This is a genomic window from Lishizhenia sp., from assembly GCF_057456495.1.
The window spans coordinates 1-20,690 of record NZ_JBVCPV010000029.1 but is presented as its reverse complement, the minus strand read 5'-3'; the positions used below and the strand labels follow the sequence as shown (position 1 = coordinate 20,690).

At 38.1% G+C, this 20,690-nt stretch carries 17 protein-coding genes; 5 read left to right on the top strand and 12 right to left on the bottom strand.

What is annotated here, in order from left to right; all coding sequences use genetic code 11:
- The 3 genes from AC22ZQ_RS03660 to AC22ZQ_RS03650 form a co-directional block, all read right to left on the bottom strand.
- A partial coding sequence (locus tag AC22ZQ_RS03660) for a mucoidy inhibitor MuiA family protein (protein ID WP_318957281.1) occupies window positions 1-1,426 on the bottom strand: 1,426 nt, incomplete at its 3' end.
- 50 nt (window positions 1,427-1,476) lie between these two features.
- Window positions 1,477-2,493 (bottom strand): radical SAM/SPASM domain-containing protein, encoded by a 1,017-nt coding sequence (locus AC22ZQ_RS03655; protein WP_318957279.1) that lies wholly within the window; start codon window positions 2,491-2,493, stop codon window positions 1,477-1,479.
- A gap of 268 nt (window positions 2,494-2,761) precedes the next feature.
- Window positions 2,762-3,853 carry a peptidylprolyl isomerase gene (locus AC22ZQ_RS03650; RefSeq protein WP_318957278.1) on the bottom strand — a complete coding sequence of 364 codons (1,092 nt, stop codon included), beginning with the start codon at window positions 3,851-3,853 and terminating at the stop codon, window positions 2,762-2,764.
- Window positions 3,854-3,952: 99 nt separating this feature from the next.
- Here AC22ZQ_RS03650 and AC22ZQ_RS03645 point away from each other — a divergent pair, with 99 nt between their 5' ends.
- A complete protein-coding gene (locus AC22ZQ_RS03645) occupies window positions 3,953-5,353 on the top strand; it encodes an MBL fold metallo-hydrolase (protein ID WP_318957283.1) in 1,401 nt (466 codons plus the stop codon).
- A 49-nt stretch (window positions 5,354-5,402) separates the two neighbouring features.
- On the opposite strand, the gene AC22ZQ_RS03640 is transcribed toward AC22ZQ_RS03645, so the two are convergent.
- From AC22ZQ_RS03640 to AC22ZQ_RS03610, 7 genes are all read right to left on the bottom strand, one after another.
- Window positions 5,403-6,614, bottom strand: coding sequence for a mechanosensitive ion channel family protein (locus AC22ZQ_RS03640; protein WP_318957277.1), 1,212 nt, complete (start codon window positions 6,612-6,614; stop codon window positions 5,403-5,405).
- Complete coding sequence (dnaG, locus tag AC22ZQ_RS03635; RefSeq protein WP_318957275.1) at window positions 6,611-8,707, bottom strand: DNA primase; 2,097 nt, start codon at window positions 8,705-8,707, stop codon at window positions 6,611-6,613. The genes AC22ZQ_RS03640 and dnaG overlap by 4 nt, the downstream gene beginning before the upstream one ends.
- A 2-nt stretch (window positions 8,708-8,709) precedes the next feature.
- A complete protein-coding gene (locus tag AC22ZQ_RS03630) occupies window positions 8,710-9,144 on the bottom strand; it encodes a toxin-antitoxin system YwqK family antitoxin (RefSeq protein ID WP_318957274.1) in 435 nt (144 codons plus the stop codon).
- A 69-nt stretch (window positions 9,145-9,213) separates the two neighbouring features.
- On the bottom strand, window positions 9,214-10,185 hold the full coding sequence (locus AC22ZQ_RS03625; protein ID WP_318957272.1) for a polyprenyl synthetase family protein: 972 nt from the start codon (window positions 10,183-10,185) through the stop codon (window positions 9,214-9,216).
- A 310-nt stretch (window positions 10,186-10,495) separates the two neighbouring features.
- A complete protein-coding gene (gene porG, locus AC22ZQ_RS03620; RefSeq protein WP_318957270.1) occupies window positions 10,496-11,371 on the bottom strand; it encodes a type IX secretion system protein PorG in 876 nt (291 codons plus the stop codon).
- A gap of 168 nt (window positions 11,372-11,539) precedes the next feature.
- On the bottom strand, window positions 11,540-12,418 hold the full coding sequence (locus AC22ZQ_RS03615) for an NAD kinase (RefSeq protein ID WP_318957269.1): 879 nt from the start codon (window positions 12,416-12,418) through the stop codon (window positions 11,540-11,542).
- A gap of 2 nt (window positions 12,419-12,420) precedes the next feature.
- Window positions 12,421-13,083, bottom strand: a complete 663-nt coding sequence (locus AC22ZQ_RS03610) for a CBS domain-containing protein (RefSeq protein ID WP_318957267.1) — start codon at window positions 13,081-13,083, stop codon at window positions 12,421-12,423.
- Between the two features lie 66 nt (window positions 13,084-13,149).
- Between AC22ZQ_RS03610 and AC22ZQ_RS03605 the strand changes: the two genes are divergently transcribed.
- A complete protein-coding gene (locus tag AC22ZQ_RS03605; RefSeq protein WP_318957265.1) occupies window positions 13,150-13,866 on the top strand; it encodes a pyridoxine 5'-phosphate synthase in 717 nt (238 codons plus the stop codon).
- 22 nt (window positions 13,867-13,888) lie between these two features.
- On the top strand, window positions 13,889-14,650 hold the full coding sequence (locus AC22ZQ_RS03600; RefSeq protein ID WP_318957263.1) for an alpha/beta fold hydrolase: 762 nt from the start codon (window positions 13,889-13,891) through the stop codon (window positions 14,648-14,650).
- 161 nt (window positions 14,651-14,811) lie between these two features.
- Here AC22ZQ_RS03600 and metK read toward each other — a convergent pair whose 3' ends face one another.
- Window positions 14,812-16,065 carry a methionine adenosyltransferase gene (gene metK / locus AC22ZQ_RS03595; RefSeq protein WP_318957261.1) on the bottom strand — a complete coding sequence of 418 codons (1,254 nt, stop codon included), beginning with the start codon at window positions 16,063-16,065 and terminating at the stop codon, window positions 14,812-14,814.
- Between the two features lie 101 nt (window positions 16,066-16,166).
- Between metK and tsaB the strand changes: the two genes are divergently transcribed.
- Entirely contained in the window at window positions 16,167-16,841 is a 675-nt protein-coding gene (tsaB, locus tag AC22ZQ_RS03590) for a tRNA (adenosine(37)-N6)-threonylcarbamoyltransferase complex dimerization subunit type 1 TsaB (RefSeq protein WP_318957260.1), read from the top strand.
- 508 nt (window positions 16,842-17,349) lie between these two features.
- On the opposite strand, the gene AC22ZQ_RS03585 is transcribed toward tsaB, so the two are convergent.
- A complete protein-coding gene (locus tag AC22ZQ_RS03585) occupies window positions 17,350-18,498 on the bottom strand; it encodes a histidine decarboxylase (protein WP_318957259.1) in 1,149 nt (382 codons plus the stop codon).
- A gap of 365 nt (window positions 18,499-18,863) precedes the next feature.
- Here AC22ZQ_RS03585 and AC22ZQ_RS03580 point away from each other — a divergent pair.
- A partial coding sequence (locus AC22ZQ_RS03580) for a hypothetical protein (RefSeq protein ID WP_318957258.1) occupies window positions 18,864-20,690 on the top strand: 1,827 nt, incomplete at its 3' end.

Genomic DNA, 20,690 nt, shown 5'->3' with positions numbered 1-20,690 from the left:
TAACCTCCGCGTCTCTTCCAAAGGAGAGCTTAAGCGTGTCTGAGGTGTTTTCTGTGCTCAGGTAAGAAGATCCGATGTAGTTACCTCCAAAGTATATTTGTGTACTACCCGGTATTAGATCTAGTTTTTGCCATCCTGCTATGTTAGCGAGTAAATAGGCTTCTTTGGCAACTTTTGGCACAGCCATGTGCGAGAAATTAGCGTTTAATTCGTGTTTTTTAATAAGTACTGTATACGGCTTCATGTCTGAAGGCACAGAGAAAGGATATGCGATAGGAAAATCAACTGCAATTTGAGAGATGTTGATTGATTTTAAAGGAACATTTTGTTTGGTAGTTTGTGTTACCATTTCTTGCGCTGGACCAGCATTGTTGCCGTAACCATAGCTCCCGTTCACAACAACACCTTGGTTAGCGGCATCTGCTCTTCCCAATACATAAGTGTCGTAAGCACGTTGATTCATGTTTGAAATGTTCATTTTCGCTTTGCTTCTATTTTCAAATCGAGTAGAGCTCGTAGGTGCCATGTATCCAAATCTATTGTCTACGTTTTGGCGTTGTACCAAACTTTGATTCACCTGCCAAGTTTTTAAGACAGGTAGAGAAGCATCTAGATTCGGATCGTTGGTGGTTAAAATAAGGTTTATATTTTTCCAATCGTTTCCTGTATTGTTGTATACCTGAGCTTTGTAAAAAAAGTCTATAGGTTGATTGACATCCTGAGCAATTAAATCATAAGTAGCAGCCCAGCCACAATCTGATACCATGTAGCGCAAAGTGGCATTTAATTGGGTCTTTTGCGGAACATCAATTAAAATAATTACTTGGTTAGATCTTTCGTTTTCTTTAAATGTGATATCTGTTAATTCTCTTCGAATACGGTTGATTTCTAACAGATTCTCTGTTCTTTGGTAGTTGAGTTCGCTGAGTGCGTTATTGGCTTTCTCCAATCTTTCTCTATAAAAGTCAGCTGTTTTGCCTAGATCTTCTATACTGATACGCTCTGTAGAATTCCCAAAGTAATTGTTCTTCTTCAATACTTCGATTTCTGCGTTTATTCCTTGTTGTTTGTTGTTGATTTTATCGTTGGCGCGTTGAAATAATTGTAAAGAATCTTTGAGTTCATTCAAACGTTCGTTTAAATTTTCAACGGTGAAAAAGTCCATTTCGGTATTGGTCGAAACAATGGTGAAATCTTTATCTCCTGAAAACTGTAAACTCGATGGATCTGCATAGGCAGAGATACCTTTAAATACAATCTTATTTCTCCCTTGGGCTAAATCCAGTTGTGTATTTCGAGTAATCTCACCAGCCGTTAAATAGAGTTTAACATCACTAATGGTGGTTTTTACTTCCAGCACTTTTTCTTGGGCAAAAGTAGAGAGGGAAATACAGGTTAGAAGGAGGAGGGTGTTCAGTTTTCTCATGATGCAGTTTTTATTAAATGTAACAATTTAACGCACCAAAAGTTACTTTCTTATACCCAAACCTTAGCGCCTTCTGAGCAATTCTTGCAAATCTCTACTTGATTTCTTCCTGTAAAAACACTTTTTCTGAAATTTTGATAGGCTGGAGAATGCCAAATACGACGGAAGGGAGTAGAGGTCGCACAACCTAAAACATGCTTGGCGTCTTTATCAAAACAACAAGGAACTACTTTCCCATCCCATGTTAAAACTGTAGAACTCCACATACGCCAACATTTATTGGCTAATTTGTATTTGGGTTTGTATTGACCATTTTTTCCTTTTACATACCTACTGTATTTAGGATTGTCGGGCATCAATACATTGCCATTTTTGTAGTCGTATAGTTGAGCACTTTTTATTCTTACCTCATCAATTTCCATTTCCTTGGCCAATTCAAAAACCTTAGGAATTTCGTGTTCATTGGGTTTAACGGCTAAAAATTGAAAAATTAAATGAGGAGTACTCGAATTGAGTTTGCGTTTTGCTTCCACCAAAGCTTTGGTTCCAGCGATTACTTTATCGAGTTTTCCGTTTTTTCGGTATTGCTCATAGGTGTCTTGCGTAAGTCCGTCTATAGAAATAATGAGTCTGTCTAAACCTGAACTTACGATATCTCTTGCATTGCCTTCGGTAATAAAGTGGGCGTTAGTAGATGTAGCCGTATAAATACGTTGACGTTTGGCATCTTTGATTAACTGCAAGAAATTGGGGTTTAAAAAAGGTTCTCCTTGGAAATAGTAGTTTACATAAAACAACTGTTTACCAATGTTACGAAGCATTTGTTTGTTTTCTTCTACACCCAACTTTCCTGTTGAACGCGAAAACTGTTTGAGACCACTGGGGCATTCTGGACAACTTAAATTACAGGCTGTTGTAGGTTCTATGCTTGCTGCAAATGGAAGTGCAGTGGCATCGAACTTTTTAAAGAGTTTCGCACGTTGGTAAGAAAGGCCCAATTTCATCAAGTTCCAAAACCTGTTGATCGTTAAATGACGAAGTATGTTTATGTTGTCTGCTACATTCATTGGGGGCAAATATCAAACAATGCCTTCAAATAATCATTCTAAATTTCGTTTCAAATTAGCAAGTGTAATGTTGTTAACCGAATTGACTTGGCTTGGTTGTTTGCATGACACTTCATTCGTGAAATACCTGACAAATTGAAGTGTAGGTTGTTAAAGAACTGACATTAAAAAGGGCCTGCGAAAAGCAAGCCCTAAGTATATTTTATAATTTTTTACTCTAGGTTCCCGAGCGGAGTCGAGGGACTAGGATAATAATCAATTTTCAATTTTATTGAATGTCCACCAAACTCACGCTGAAAATTAAATCTGCGTAAGGACCAATACCTGGTCTACCTTGCGCTCCATACGCCAAGTAGTAAGGAATGTATACTACGAGTTTACTTCCCTCTTTAGAAAGCGCTAATGCTTCATCGAAACCAGGAATCATTCTTTGAACAAGGTAGTTCACAGCAATGGGTTGGTTTCTATCGTAAGATGAATCGAATTTATCTCCGTAGAAGTGGGTACCAATGTAGTGTACTTGTAGTCTGTCACCTCTTTCAGGACTCTTTCCAGTACCTTCGTCTAATACAGCATACATTAAACCTGAAGCAGTTTGCACAGCAGTGCTGTCTTTTTCTAATACGAGAGTCTTGAAGTATTCCTTGTATTCATCGATGTTCATGCTTTTACATTTCTGAATACGCGCCATATTTTGTTTTTGTAACTCTGCCTTTCTTTTTTGCTCTTCCTCAAACAAGTATTTACGTTTTTCGTATTCAACCTTAAAGGTTTTTGTAGCATCAAACTTACGTGCTTCTTTACCTACACGAATAATTTTCATCTCTACAATCGTATCTCCCTTTTGGGTTTGGTCTACGATATCTTGTCCAACCACTATGTGTCCAAATACAGTATGGATACCATTTAAGTGTGCTGTACTTCTGTGGGTAATAAAGAATTGACTTCCGTTGGTGTTTGGTCCAGCATTGGCCATAGACAAAACTCCGGCGTCGTGGTGTGTTAAACCATTGTCCGTTTCATCGTAAAAACGGTAACCAGGACCACCTGTACCATTTGCTTTAGGATCACCTGTTTGTATCATGAAGTTGTCAATCACACGGTGAAAGATTAAACCATCGTAGTAAGGTTGATCAAATTCTATGGTATCGAAAACGGTTAAATCTCCTTCAGCCAGACCTACAAAATTAGCCACCGTAAGGGGAGCTTTTTCATATTCTAAGTTCAAAAGCATCACACCTCTATTGGTTTCAATTTCGGCGTAGATACCATCTTCTAACTTAAAGTTGGGAATTTTTGTACTTACACAAGAAGTAATTAATAATGAGATAAGTGCTATTGCAATTATTCTGAATGTCATATAAATTGTTTTTTGTCAATATTGCCCTAAAATTATCGAAATCTTCTTTCCATTGTGAAGAAAAAACGCAAATTTTGTAAACCACAGAAAATGGAACACATGAAAATTGAACAAATCTATACGAAATGCTTGGCTGAAGCGGCATATTACATCGAGAGTAATGGAGAAGCAGCAATTATAGATCCTTTAAGAGAGACACAACCTTATATAGATATGGCGACGGAAAACGGAGCAAAGATCAAGTATATCTTTGAGACGCATTTCCACGCTGATTTTGTATCGGGTCACATAGATTTGGCAAAGAAAACGGGAGCGACTATCGTTTACGGTCCAACAGCCACAACAAACTACGACGTTTTAGTAGCAGAAGACAATCAGATTTTTGAAATAGGTGATGTGAAAATTAAAGTATTGCATACACCCGGACATACACCAGAATCTTCAACTTTCTTGTTGATAGATGAAAATGGAAAAGAACATGCTATCTTTTCTGGAGATACTTTGTTCTTGGGAGATGTAGGTAGACCAGACTTAGCTATTAAAGGAGATTTAACGCAAGAAGATTTGGCAGGAATGCTTTTCGATTCTTTGCGCAATAGAATTATGCCTTTAGGAGATGATGTAGTAGTATACCCTGGACACGGAGCAGGATCTTCTTGTGGTAAGAACATGAGTTCAGAAACAGTTGGAACTTTAGGTGAGCAGAAAGCAACGAACTATGCGTTGAGAGCTGATATGACCAAAGAAGAATTTATCAAAGAAGTAACTACAGGTATTCTTCCTCCGCCACAATACTTCCCGAAAAATGCACGTATGAACAAAGAAGGATATACGAGTATAGATGAGGTGTTAACAACAGGTACGAAAGCATTGACTTTAGAAGAGTTTAATACGGAAGTTGAAAAAGGAGCCTTAATTTTAGATGTAAGAACACAGTTTGATTTCATCAAAGGATTCATCAAAGATTCTTTATTTATTGGAATCAATGGAGCATTTGCAATGTGGGTTGGAGCTTTGATAGAAGATATCAATCAACCTATTGTTTTAATTGCACCTGAAGGAAAAGAAGAAGAAACAGTTTTACGTTTAGCCAGAGTAGGATACGACAATACAATTGGATATTTGAAAGGTGGTGTTGAAACAGCTCGTGAAGGAGGTTTAACTATTGAGACGTTAAAAAGTATTTCTGCGGAGGAATTGGCTGAGAATATTGATCAAGTAAATGTAGTGGACGTACGTAAGCCAGGAGAATGGGAATCTTCTCACTTGGAAATGGCAGATCACTATCCATTGGATTATATCAACGAACAATTGGATGTATTGGATAAAGATGCTACGTACCACATTCACTGTGCGGGTGGTTACCGAAGTGTAATTGCTATTTCTATTTTGTTGAGAAATGGATACGAAGCTGAGAATTTGATTGATGTAGCCGGAGGTTACGGAGCAATTAAACAAACGAGTTTACCAAAGTTGGAAACGGCTTGTGCAAACGCATAAACGTATAAATCTATAGATATAAAAAAGCCCCGTTCATTCGGGGCTTTTTTTATCGATTATCTTTTCTAAACGGTTCGTTGGGATCTATGGGTCTGTCCTGAATTGGCGAAACAAAACTAATTTCTTCTTCCTTCCTTTCAGCAGCAGGATAATGCAATGTACGTTGTGGGAAAGGAATGGTAATGTTGTATTCTCTGAATAGTCTATCTATTTCAAAACGGATGTCAGATTTAAACTTTTCTATCTCCCAGCTTTGATCGGCCCAGAACACCAAGTCCATTTCAAGGGCATTATCTCCAAAGTTCAACAAGCGCACAAATACAGGATGCGTTTTCTTTACTTTAGGATGCGATAAAGCAGCTTGTTTTAAGAGGTCTCTTACTTGTTCTGTATTGCTTCCATAAGCTACACCCACTGGAATGGAGAAACGTGTTAATTCGCTCCCTAAACTCCAGTTGTCAACGTTTTCTTGCGTAAGCTTTGAGTTCGGAATAATTAGGGTGGTTCCTTCTCGCGTTTGAATTTTCGAAGTCCTTACATTTATATTGAGCACTCTTGCAATAATTGGCTTGCTGCTGGCATTGTCTTGTATCTCAACAATATCACCTACTTTGATGGTGCCTTCGAACAATAAGATTAAACCTGAGAAGAAGTCTCTAAAAACATCTTGCAAACCAAGTCCTAAACCAACCAATAAAGCGGCCCCCCCACCAATCAATATATCGAGGTTTAAGCCTATCATTTGCAGGGAAATGATTCCCGCAAAAATATAAATGATGTACTTGGTTAATTGAACATATACATATTCGGTTCCTTCATCGAAATCGGGGTTGTTTTTAAACCTTCTCGACAGGAGCAATTTAATGATGTTCACCGCCAAACGCGCCAGTACCAGTGTGATGATAATTAAGAATACGTCAACGATGCTGATTTTTATCTGCTTAACTTCAATAAGATTATACTCCATGAAAGCTCCCAGGGAGATGTTCTTACCTTCGTTTAAATCACCTACTCTAAAGACTTGAAAGGCAACGACGAATGTGATAAGGAAAAGGACTTGACTGAGGATTCTAAGAATAGTTACCTTCTTGTTTTCGATTCCTAAATTAGACCTTTTGATAAAGCGTTTAACGTACTTCTTTATGATTTTATCAATGATAAAACCGACTCCAAAAATCAGTAGCCATAACAAAATCATCTCTAGGTTCGCTCTATACGCACCGAGAGGGAATGACCAATCGAAAATGGATAACAAACTCATAAAATTATTCTTCCCAGTTTTGTAGCAAATTTACCTTTTACTTTTTCCAAAGCCATTTGTTCGGCCAATAAATCCATCATATTTTCATCACCCAGGTTGGAGTCGTTCTTAAAGATATCCCTTATTTCATCTATCCTTTCATTTATTTTACAAATCTTGAAGGAATAGAGTGCTCCTAACACAGCTTGATTCAGTCTATGTATTTCTTGGTTGATGTCTATGTTATGTTTTTCCATCCAGTGCCTGCTTAGTTCAAAAGGACTTGATTCAATTTCAGAAACTACGCGAACAATGTCTTGGTCATCACTTCTTAAAAAGTGTTTTACTCCGTAAAGTATGTTTTCATTTACTCCTTCTTTAAAAACATTGTAGATTTTAGAGAGAATAGGAGATGTGAAGTTCAATTCATCGCGTTCTACTTCGTATACAATAAGTTCTATTACTGAACTTTCAACGGTTTCGGTTTGACCCAATTCGTCTTTATGTTCACTCTCTATTGCACGCGTACCGTATTTTAAAAGGATACGAATGAGGTCTAATTCATTGGCGTAATACTTTTCCTCTTTCAGCGGTTGCGGCGTTCTTACTGAAGTCCCTCCACCTTGGGACATCATTGCCTCATCGGGCATGTCAGGAAAAGGAGCATCAAAGAAATCATCCGGTGGCATGTCCTCTGGCATTTGCGCCTTTTGAGGGGTAGGTTGCTGAGTAGGCGTTGCCTTTTGCTGTGTCTGAGGTGGGCGTTGTTGCGCACGTTGCGCAGCTTTTGCCGCTTGCTGTTGATGTTTACCACGAAGCTTGTTAAGTTCTATTAACAAGGTTTGCTCGGGCATTTCAAAACGCGTAGCTGTATTTTGCAAGTACACCTGACGTGTAATAGAATCAGGGATGAGTGCAATAGATGCAACGATGTCTTTAATCAACGTAGCTCTTTTTAGCGGATCATCTCCACCTTCTCCCAACAACAAGTCTGTTTTAAACGAAACAAAATCTTGTTTGTGTTGGTCTATGTATTCTTGTAGTTCTGTTGAACTTACTTTTTTAGAATAGGAATCTGGGTCGTCTCCATCAGGGAAGAGAACTACCTTTACGTTGAGTCCTTCCTCTAAAATAAGATCTATCCCTCTAAAACTGGCTTTGATTCCAGCAGCATCACCATCGTATAAAATCGTAATGTTGTTGGTGTAGCGCTTAATTAAACGAATTTGACCCGTTGTTAAACTCGTACCTGAAGAGGCTACAACATTTTCTATTCCCGATTGATGTAAACTGATAACATCTGTATACCCTTCTACCAGGTAACAGTTGTCGTACTTTATCATATCTCCCTTGGCAAAGTACAATCCATACAACACTTCACTTTTGTTGTAGATGATACTTTCTGGGGAGTTAAAGTACTTGGCAATTTTTTTATCACTCTTCAGTGTTCTACCACCGAAACCTAAAGTTTTACCAGAAACACTGTGGATAGGGAACATTACTCTTCCTCTAAAGAAATCGAAGGTTCTTCCATCTTTCTCTTTTGTTAAACCAACCTGCTTGAGGTATTTGAGTTGATATCCTTTTTCAAGGGCAACATCTGTAAGAGATTTACTGTTTTGCGGACAAAACCCCAATTGGAATTTTTTAATAATATCGTCTCGCAAACCTCTTTCCCTAAAGTAGGAGAGGGCTATTGCTTTACCTTCGTCACTTTCGTGCATGTGTTCCACAAAGAAATCTTTGGCAAAATCATTCACGATGTGCAAACTCTCACGTTCGGTAAGTTGTTCTTGTTCTTCCGGTGTTAAGGGTTTTTCTTCGGGTAACTCAATATGGTATTTATCCGCTAACCAACGCAGGGCCTCTGGATAAGAGAAATGCTCCTTTTCCATTAAGAAGGTAACCACCGTACCCCCTTTACCGGTAGAGAAACATTTGAATATTTGTTTGGCTGGTGAAACAATGAAAGAGGGTGTTTTTTCATCTGTGAAAGGACTTAAACCTTTTAGTGAAGAACCTGCTCTTTTCAAATTCACAAATTCCCCAATCACCTCCTCAATGCGAGAAGTTTCCATGATTTCATCTATGATATGTTGGGGGATTCTTGCCATAATTATTTTTCTTCGTCGTAATTAACAATTTTGTGAATAGATCCGTCTTGAAAGTAAAACTTCCATTCACCTACCGTGCTGTCGTTATCGTATTCACCTTTGTAGTTTAACATACCGTTAGGGTAGTAAACGATGGTATGACCATGACGTTTTCCATGACGGTAAGTAGTGATGCTTCTATCTTTTCCGTTTACATCAAAAAACTTCCAAACACCGTGACGTTTTCCGTCTTTATCTAAGCCACCTTTTATTTTAATCTGTTGGTGACCTTCGTACCATTCTTGATAAATATTATTATCCGTGGTGTCCTTCAATGGAAGATTCGCCAAATCAATTGTTTTTTCAGCTTTGTTTTCCGCTACTTTTTCTGTAGAATCTCCACACGCCATAAGTGTGGTTGCAAGGATGACTGCAGTAAAATATTTAAGATGCTTCATGTGTACTATTTTCAATGCAATTATTAAAAATCAAACTTAAGAAAAAAGAAGAAGAGTTGGATATGAATACTACTTTTCACGGGTGATAGTGTACTCTACTAAACCAAGTATTGAGTCCTTGGCAGGTGAGGAGGGAATATCCTTCAAATACTCCAATGCTTCATCTTTTAATTTTAACATGCGTTGGTAAGCGTAGTCAATACCACCATGTTCTACCACCAATTGTACAGCACGTTGTACTTTTTTAGGTTTTTCATTGTGTCTACGTACGATATTAAGCAATTCATTACGCACTTCTTTTGGAGCTGTATTCACCACATAAATTAGCGGCAGTGTCATCTTGCGTTCTCTAATATCTATACCCGTAGGTTTTCCAATTTTACCCGGAGTACCATAATCGAAAATATCATCTTTAATTTGGAAAGCTAAACCTATCAATTCTCCAAACTTACGCATGTTTTCTGCCTGATCTTCACGTTGAACGGAAACAGCACCAGCTTCACAACAAGAAGAAATTAAACTTGCTGTTTTCTGACGTATTACTTCAAAGTAAACTTCCTCAGTAATATCGAGTTTACTTGCTTTTTCTATTTGTAGTAATTCACCCTCACTCATTTCTCGAACCGCACGCGCTACGATCTCAAGAGATCTGAATTTCTTGTTTTCTATAGAAAGAAGTAAAACTCTTGAGAGCATGTAATCACCTACTAAAACGGCGATTTTGTTTTTCCACAAAGCGTTTACTGAGAAGAAACCACGTCTTTCATTGGCATCATCAACAACGTCATCATGTACTAAGGTTGCTGTATGTAAAAGTTCTATGAGTGAAGCAGAGTTATAGGTGTCATCACTTATCTTCCCCAGCATTTTAGCAGTAAGGAACAAAAACATAGGACGCATTTGCTTCCCTTTACGTTTTATAATGTAAGTAGTGATTTTATCTAAAAGCGGAACCTTTGATTGCATCGTTTGCTTGAAACGAATTTCAAATTCATCTAATTCGCTTGCAATAGGAGCTTTTATTTCTTTTACCGATAACATATACTGGTGGCAAAGATAAATTTAATTCATAATGGAGAATTAAGAATGATGAATTATTTAGAAGGAGGGGAATTTGGGTTACATTTTTTATTCAAAGATTCAACAATTCAAAGATTCAACAATTTGAAGATTTGAAGGATTTGTCTCTCGGCTCCGCTCGAGAACCTGTTGTGGTTTGTTTGTAATGATTTGAATATGCGGTTATCTCTCAGTACGACACAATTCGATACATTTATTTAAGTATAGATATTAGGTTTCCGAGCGGAGTCGAGGAGCCGAAACTGAAATTTCTCGCTTTCTAAACTGAATTTTACAAATTCTTCCACCAAATGATGTGGCGGTTTCTTTGCTCGGTTCTAAATGAACAGGTTCTCGGACTACCAAGTTTAAAGGTAAGACCTATACCGAAATTACTGTACCAGTCTTTTGTGTTTGGGTTCCCTCTTTTACTTCCCGTAGGATTTAATGTTGTACTTCTGTCTGCAAATGCTGCAGCCAAGTCTCCGTTTCGAGCACCCAATGCAATGTTGTCTACATAAATATCTCCTACATCATCAAGGTAGTCGGTAAAGGTTTTGCGAATCCCATATTCTAATGTAACGGCCGCTTTCTTACCCAAGTTAATTTTAAATCCAAAGCCCATAGGAACGATAAGCTGCATGCGATTGTAGTAATCGTTACCACTAAGTTCTGTACCCTGACCTTCTGTACCTAAAGGTTGTAATTCATGGAGTTCGCCATTTAATTCAGCTTTAGGGTTAATGCGTGCCATACCTAGTTGGGCAAACATGAAAGGAGTGGCATAGTATTTTTTGTTTCCAATTTTGTAGTTGAAGTAATTGAATTCAAACCCAAGAGCTCCTTCAAAAATGGTGCTTTCGAAACTTAAATTTCTGTTGAGTTGGTAGTCGTTATTGGCCAATGAATCGTAAGCCTCAACTTTTCCATACATCAGAGAAACACGTAGTGCAACTCTAGAATTATAATTGTGACGAAAGATGATAGCTCCTGAAAGATTGGTGTTGTTGAAATGTCCAAATCTGTTCAAATCGCCGATGTAGTAACTCCCACCTACGGTAAAACCTAACTCAGATTTCGACCAAAAATGATCGTGCTGGGCATAGTGTTTTAATGGGAAAACCACTAAAAGTAAAAGCAATGTGAAAATGCGAGCTACTTGATTCATAATTCTAAAGCACAAACGTACTACAAATCGTTTTATTATTCAACTCTGAAAAGAGACAAAATAGTAGTATGATATTAGATAATTAAAAGCAAAAAAAAAGACAAACTCAATGTTCATCCTTTTCAAAACTTCTAGAATTCTAGACCTCTAGTGGTCTAGCTATCTAAACTAATTTCTTTTGTCCATTCCCCACATCATCTTCGCACGAATGGTATCTAAGAAGTTATTCTCTTCAAACTTCACTACGTTAATCATGAACTCTGCTTTCTTCACCGTAACTTCAGTTCCATTTTTAATGGGTTTAGAAATAGAGTCTAATGACATTAAGTAAGACCTATCTCTACCTTCAACTTGAAGTTTAATGGGCATGTGATCGGGAACCACAACAGGCCTAACGTTTAAATTGTGCGGTGCAATAGGGGTAAGAATGTGTACCTGACAACCTGGAGTAATAATCGGTCCACCACAACTCAAAGAGTAGGCTGTAGAACCTGTAGGCGTACCTACAATTAAACCATCTGCCCAGTATGAATTTAAGTATTTCCCTTCCAAACTTGCGTGGACGGTAATCATGGATGAAGTATCCTTTTTGTGCAAGGTCAATTCATTCATGGCTAAATTGTCCTCACCAAAAATATTGTTTGCTGTTTCTACGCGCAACAAAGATCTGCTCTGGTGAACATATTTTTTATCTTTCACCTTTTGCATGGCCTCGTCTAAACTTTCTTCGTTTACGTTGGCTAAGAATCCTAATCTACCGGTGTTAATACCTAAAATAGGAGCACCGCTTGCGCGCACATAACTTACCGTTCTTAAGAATGTACCATCACCTCCGATAGAAACCGCTAAGTCTATACCCGTAGCTAAATCAAAATGAGAATTGAATTCGTCAAAATGATGACCCATTCCCACCTTTTTAATCAATTGTTGTTTGAAGTCAGAATGAACAACGGGTGTCCATCCAAAATCATTTAAAATATTGAAAAACTTGGCGTATTGAGGGATGTGTTGTTTGATTAACTTACGGCAATAAACGGCAACTTTCATACTTATATGTTGAGGTAATTGATCAATTCGTCGTACCTGTTTTTTAAATCCTCGTGATACGTGTTCTTTTGGTAAGAAGCTTTCACGATGTAGTCATAACGCTCTAACGAACGGATAATTCTACCCAATTCTGTTTGGTTAATTTTAAGCGTTACTTCAAGTTTTGTAGAATTTGGTAAAGTGGAAACATAAGCACTTAAAATTCTAGCGTTATCAGATTCAACGACTTGTGCAATGTGTGCCAAAGAATAATCATGCTGAGCGACTTCTATTACGATGATGCCTCCTACTTCCTTCATGCTACCTGTATCGGCGATGTGTTGCATTAAACGTTTTATGTCAATTACTCCTAAGTAATTTTCATGGTCGTCTAACACAGGAACAGTGGTTATTTTTTCATCGGAAATTTTTGCCAGAATCTCGTAAATATGCGTGTGCTGCTTTACGTAAGGGCGAGGTAAATGATCAAATAATTCATCCAAACTCTTTTCGATATCATTTCTGTCGAGGATGATCTCTTCAGAAACTAAACCCACAAAGTTATTCCCTTTCAAAACTGGCAAGTGCTCAACTTTGAATTCTTCCATCCATCTTAAGGCTGTTTCTCCTGAATCAGAGTGTTTTAATGGAGGAATTTCTTCTGTTATTAATTCTAATGCAATCATTGTCTTGTGCCAATGTAGTTAATTTGGTTCAATGTATATAACTTTGGAAACACAAAATTAGTACCTATGGCGACGAAATTAAGTGTAAATGTCAATAAAATAGCAACTTTACGTAATGCTCGAGGAGGAGATGTTCCGAATGTTGTGCAGGTTGCAAAAGATTGTGAGTCCTTTGGAGCAGATGGAATTACCATTCATCCAAGACCCGATGAAAGGCATATTACAACCCAAGATGTTTACGATTTAAAAAAGGTAGTAACTACCGAATATAATATAGAAGGTTACCCCGATGAAAGGTTTATGCAGTTGTGTAAAGAAACGCTGCCAGAGCAAGCTACTTTAGTACCCGATCCTCCACACGTATTAACCTCTAACGCAGGATGGGATACGATTAAGCAACAAGATTTTTTAAAGGAAGTTATTGCCAAGTTGAAGTCGTGGGGAATTAGAACATCTATTTTTATTGAGACAAATGTTGAACTTATCGAACATGCTGCAACTACGGGTGTTGATAGAATAGAATTGTACACAGGACCGTATGCAGAGGAGTATGCAGAGAATAAAATCGAAGCCGTTGCTCCCTACGTAAAGGCGGCCCAAAGAGCTCATGATTTAGGTTTGGGAATTAATGCCGGACATGATTTGAGTTTAGAAAATTTACAATTCTTTAAGCAGAGTTTGGTGCAGTTAGACGAGGTTTCTATTGGACATGCCCTGATATCAGACGCACTTTACTATGGATTAGAGAATACGGTACACATGTACAAACGTTTGTTAGATTAAGCATATAAAAAAGCACATAGATATGAAATTGCATTACAGGAAAATGGGAGAGGGTGCGCCCTTTATTATTTTGCACGGACTCTTTGGTTCGTCGGATAATTGGCAAACTCACGCCAAGCGCCTGTCAGAATATTTTGAAGTTTATTTAGTAGATCAACGTAATCACGGACATTCGGATTGGAGTGATGCGTTTAATTACGACCTTTTAGCAGAGGATTTAAAAGAACTGATCGACGACGAAGGAATAGAAGATGCCTATATTTTAGGACATAGTATGGGTGGGAAAACAGCGATGTTTTTTGCTCAAAAATATCCAGAACTCATCGAGAAATTGATTGTCGTGGATATGGGAATTAAGAGTTACCCTTCACATCACGGACCAATTTTAGAAGGGTTAAACGCCTTAGATTTGGATGTGATTAAAACAAGAGGGGCAGCAGCCAAAGAAATGGCCAAATACGTCGAAAATGAAGCGACGCGTATGTTCTTGTTGAAGAATTTGTATTGGAAGGAAAAAGGACAGTTAGGATGGCGTATTAATATTCCTGTATTAGAAGCTAAAATGTCAGAGATTTTGGTGCCACTTCCGAAAGGAGAATGTTTCGTACCTACTTTGTTTATGCGCGGAGGTTTATCGGGCTACATTTTAGAAGAGGATTATGATAGCATACACGAAGCTTTTCCGGATAGTGAAATTAGAACCATAGAGAATGCCGGACACTGGATACATGCCGAAGCTCCGAAAGAATTTATGGATGAAGTATTGGGCTATTGTTTAAGGTAGTAGATTAAATTTCTAGAAAATAAAAGTAGAAGGATGGGCGTTAAGTTCATCCTTTTTTTGTTTGAGAAGTCAATGCTCGATATTCACATGTGTTTATAAAATTCAAGCATAAAAAAAGGCCTCCATGTGGAGACCTTTTCATTTTCGATATTATTAACAAGTTAACATCCGAAAACTTCTTTAATCTTATCTACGAAGTCCAATTTCTCCCATGTGAAAGTCTCAACTTCTTTAGTCACAGTTCTGCTTCCAGAGTTGAAAGTAACTGTTTTAATTTCTGATTTTCTTCCCATGTGACCGTATGCAGCAGTTTCGCTGTAAATTGGCTCTCTTAATTTTAATCTTTTTTCTATCGCAGCTGGACGTAGGTCGAAAATCTCAGAAACTTTCTGAGCAATCTCTCCATCGTTCATGTCTACTTTAGAAGTTCCGTAAGTATTCACGTAAACTCCCATAGGCTCTACTACTCCAATTGCGTAAGAAACTTGTACCAATACCTCAGAACATAATCCTGCAGCTACTAAGTTTTTAGCGATATGACGTGTAGCGTAAGCCGCAGATCTATCTACTTTACTTGGGTCTTTTCCAGAGAAAGCACCACCACCGTGAGCTCCTTTACCTCCGTAAGTATCCACGATAATTTTTCTACCTGTTAATCCAGTATCTCCGTGTGGTCCACCGATTACGAATTTACCTGTTGGGTTAATGTGGTATTTAATATCGTCGTTGAATAACTTTTGAATTTCCGGCTTCAATTGTGCTTTAACGCGTGGAATTAAAATGTTAACGATGTCAGATTTAATCTGTGCTAACATTTTTTCTTCGTCTGCATCAAAGTCATCGTGTTGTGTAGAAACAACGATAGCTTCAATTCTTTGTGGAACGTTATCATCACTGTACTCAATCGTTACCTGTGCTTTTGCATCAGGACGTAAGTACGTCATGTCTTTCATTTCTCTTCTCAATGCAGCTAACTCGATCAATACCTTGTGAGATAGATCTAATGCTAACGGCATGTAGTTTTCAGTTTCGTCTGTTGCGTATCCGAACATCATACCTTGGTCTCCAGCACCCTGTTCTTCTGGGTTATCTCTGTCAACTCCACGGTTAATGTCTTCAGATTGTTCGTGAATCGCCGAAATTACAGCACAAGATTTTGCGTCGAATTGGTATTCACTTTTTGTATATCCTATTTTAGCAATTACGTCACGTGCAATTTGCTGCACATCTAAGTAACTGTCAGATTTCACTTCTCCAGCCAATGTTACTAGACCAGTTGTTACTAGCGTTTCACAAGCCACTTTTGAATTAGGATCAAATGCTAAAAAATGATCTATAAGTGCGTCTGAAATTTGATCGGCAACTTTGTCTGGGTGCCCTTCAGAAACTGATTCTGATGTAAACAAATATGGCATTTCCTGTTATTAATTTTTAAATAGAAGCGCTAAAATAATAAATGTTCAGGATAGAAAAGAATTTCGTGTAATTTTCGGTGAAGAAAATTTATTTTTGTGCTATGGCATACATTCTTCATTTAGAGACAGCAACCAAAGTTTGCTCTGTAGCATTGTCTAACAATGGCAAGCTTATAGAGGTGATAGAGACGGAAGAGGACGGGTACACACACGCAGAAAATTTGACGGTTTTTGTGGAGCAAATTTTAAGTAATGCGAAGCTAACTCCCAAAGATTTAGCAGCTGTTTCGGTAACGAGCGGTCCGGGTTCTTACACCGGTTTAAGAATAGGTGTTTCTACCGCCAAAGGATTGTGTTATGCATTGGGTATTCCATTAATCGCTGTAAATGCACTAGAAGCAATTGCTGCTCAGGGGCATGAGCTTCATCCCACAAAAAACATATGTGCCTTAATTGATGCACGTAGAATGGAAGTTTTTGCTGGGATTTACGATATAGAAATGAAAGAGTTAAAAGCCATTTCTGCAGATGTGATAGCGGAAGATACCTATAGTGATTTTGAGAATTTATTGATTTGTGGAGACGGTGCTGAAAAATTGCAAGAAATCTGGAAGGATAGAAATTTGGAATTTGATGTGCGTATTAAATCTTCAGCGAAGGGGCATGTACAAAAAGCTTTTGAAAAATTCCAAGCCGAGCAATTTGAAGATGTAGCTTACTTTGAACCTTTTTATTTGAAGGATTTCGTGGCGTTGAAATCGAAGAAAAGAGTGTAAGTTCTTGTCTAGAAATCTAACCTATATTTTTCCCATAGGTGTAGCTTGCCCTTTACGGCCATCGCATTTTTTTGAACTTGCACATTGTGTAATGATTAAACCGAGTGCGATAAAGAGAAGTATGATGCCTAGTTTTTTCATGGTTTAGATTTTACGGTAAAACGCGTTTAAATGCTTTGGTTACAAGATTTACGTTTGAAAGTAGATAACGGATTTTGTTGGAGGGATATTGCATTTTAAACAAGGAGGTTTCTGCATAGTAGTAGGGTAAGGAGTATATTCAAACAGGGGGAGAAGTGGCAGGCTTTGAAAGAGTTTGACGTGAACACGCTTTAAGGTATAGCGACTTTAGAAGCTATGCTAAAAAGCAATGTGAGAACTGCAAAATATTTTGAAGACTATAGCGGATGACCCGGCCGTTTGCCAAGGAAAGATTTGTTCGTCAAAAAAAAGGATGAACGTAATGCTCACCCTTTTCTAAATATCTATACGTCTAACGGTCTAAGAACTAAAAATCAAAAGCGTATTCTTCTTCTTCATTTTGGTCTGCCATCGTTAAGTCTTCAATGAACGCGTCAATTTGTTCCTTACTAACATTAGGCATACAAATGATGTGAGATATGTCTCCTTCTGTAGCCAATTGCCATTTGTTTTTAACGGAAGCGGGTGTTTTGGGCATCACCACAGTAATACTGTTAGGGTTTCTCCAAGCATTTACACCTATTTCTTGTAGACGCTGTTCACAGTAACGTGCTGTTTCTAAACTCTTTTCGTAACGCGCTTTGAGTCCGTCTACCCCCATTTTTTTAATAGCGTACCACAAGAAAAGTGGACCATGACCATTTCGAGATCCCGTAATTGTTGTATCTAAAGAACCGATGTAAGCAATACCATTTGAGATTCTATCGCGGATTGATTTCTTGGCAACGATTACCCCACAAGGCATAGGTGAACCAATAAATTTATGTCCGGAAATAGAAATACTATCTATACCATCTTTAAAATCGAAAGCAGGTTTAGGATCCATAAAGGCACCGTAACTTCCAGAAAGTGCGCCATCAACGTGAATGTAATGATCGTGAATGGCCAAGTTCTTTAAGATAGATTTAATTCTACCCACGTCATCTTTGGCTTCTTTCATGGTTGTACCAAAAGTTGAAAGTACGATAACCGGTTTATGGCGGTTCATTCTTACCGTATTTTCGAAATCTTCGTAATCCATTTCTCCATTTTGCGTTGAACGGATTACGATGCTTGGGATATTTAAAAGGTGTAAGTTTTTCTTTACCGAGTAGTGGGTAGACTCCGAATAGTACACCATTCCTTTCGGATACATTTCGCGTGCTAAATAAAGTCCGTACAAATTACTTTCTGAACCTCCATTGGTTACGTATCCCCAATAATCTTTTGGGTTCGCTCTAAATAGTTTTGCAAAGAAAGCCACTACCTCACGTTCTAATTCGTGGGTTTGTACTTTGTAGGTACAATCCTCAAAGGGATCTCCCAGGTTGTTGATAGGGTATTGTAAAAAGTTAAGGATTTCAGAGTAGTCGAAATCTTTAGAAACCGGGTATCCCAAAAAAGAATCTCTCGCACCTTTTACGGCAATTTCTAACTGCTCTAATTTTTGTTTATCCTTCTCACTAAAACCTGACATGTTCTCCTAATTTTTTGCAAAAGTACTGAAATCTTTGGAGGTGCTCTCATCCTTGTTTTGAAAATGTAATTTTGGTGAGATGACAGGTCGAATTTTTAGAAGGGAGATGAGGTTAGAAAGGTATAATTTAGAAGGGAGGTTTTGTTTTTTTTAGGAGTTAACCCCTAGTGGGTATAAGGGTTTTACCTTGGCTGTGATGTGGTGTTTTACGGTTTGTGAGATGTTACGAATAACATAGTTTTGGGTTGTTTTGTAATGTTTGTCAAAAAACTGGAGTTGTTAAACTAATAAAATGGGTAGTTGGTAACATTTTTAAGTATTCATATGTCAAGTAAAGTACATTTGAGCCGAAAATTTTCACTGCTATGTTAAAATACCTTAGAGCTATTTTTGTTCTATTCCTACTACAATTTACCAACTTTTCTTTTGCCCAAACTAAGGGGATGATTTTTGAACCGGCTACCGGAGGTGGTGCGGCAATTTTAGATCCGAACGGGGATGGTTATGTATCTGCGTCCACAACAGGTTTTGTTAATAATGACAATGCAGAATCAGAAATTCCTTATGTACCTTTTGTGTTTCCAGGTATGGAACCAACGAGTGATATTCGAAATGGAGCCAATTGTGGTTTTACGGATTTCGTGGATTCTGGAAATGAAGATCCGGCGCTTCAATATGTAGATGCCAACAACAATTGGTTGTTTAGGTTGAGGATGGGAAGTGCAAGTACCAATGCAAAAAGTTACAGCATTTTAATAGATACAGATGGACTTTTTGGAAATTCAGGAGCGGATGCAGATCCAGATTATAGTTCTAGCAACCCAGGGTTTGAGATTGAAATAGTATTGGCTACAAAATTTGGAGTTTATGTCTATGACGTAGATGGTACTCCGAATTGTACTCCTGTTATCTCATATCTAGGAACAACCCATTATCAGAAATCTATTGCTCATTCGAATATATGTAATCCCTACAATTATTTTCTAGATTTTTACGTTGATTTTGATGATATCACTGCGCAGTTTGGTGTTACTTCAACCTCCAATATGAGATTAGCCATAGTAGATAATATGGCGGCTAACAAATCAACTGTTTGTAATACATCCTCAGCTTCAGATTTAGGAGGTACGGATGGAAGTTGTGGGACTTTGGCACAGTGTTATGAAACCATAGTAGAAAATCAAGGTCCTTGTTCTTTGGATGATATTAATGCAGGGAACTGTAAAGATAGAACAGCTTGTCCAACTTTAGATTCTCCAATTGCTTTAGGAGCAACAAGTGTATCGGGTCAAATCAACGAAGCAGACGGGACTTCAGTGGCGGTATATAAAAATGGTGGTCTTATCGGTACTGCGAACAGTATTGGAGGAGTTTGGGAGTTGACAGGAATTTCACCTTCTCTTGCTGCGAATGATTCGATAGTTGCAGTGGCTACAGCAGTAGATAAAAGTATATCTTATACAGATTGTAATTTAGAGGTTGTAGGTGCAGTTTGTACTGATCCTATAGTGAGTGTTACCGAATGTAACGCGAGTAAGGCTTTACAGGGGGTCGGTATTCCTGGTGCGCAGATTAAAGTATATGAAGGGTTTAGTATTACAGAAACGAATCCTCAAAGTGGTAACTTGTTTACAAGTGGATCGCCTTTTAATACGATTACTGTTGATGGTTTTGGTGATTTTTTATGGAGATGTTTAGGAGGGAGTGCGGCAGGACAAACCACGAGTTGTACTTCTGGAGGAGGTCCTTGTTTAAATGATGGGAACTATCGAGTGACACAAACTGTTTCTGGTCAGTGTGAATCTGAGCCCGTGTGGATTTGTGTAGGTTTGAACAATACAACTGAAACACCTACGATTACTACCTTATCTCCTGATGAGTCTACAACAAGTATTTCAGGAACCATGCCTGCTCCCGATAATATAGCTACCGATGTAGAAATTTTATTGTTTATCAATGGAGAGCAAGCGGGGTATACAACCACAACTTCTGGGGGGAATTGGACAGTTCCTGGATTAACTCTGAGTGCATGTGATACCATTACTGCACAGGCTATACGAAATGGATCCTCTGCTAAATGTGTTTCCCTTGAGAGTTCATTTGTCATTGTTGCCGGGGATGCAAGTTATGCACCTGAATTGAATGATGAATTTTGTGTAGCATCATGCCTGGCTGGCCTTCGGGGCGCTGCT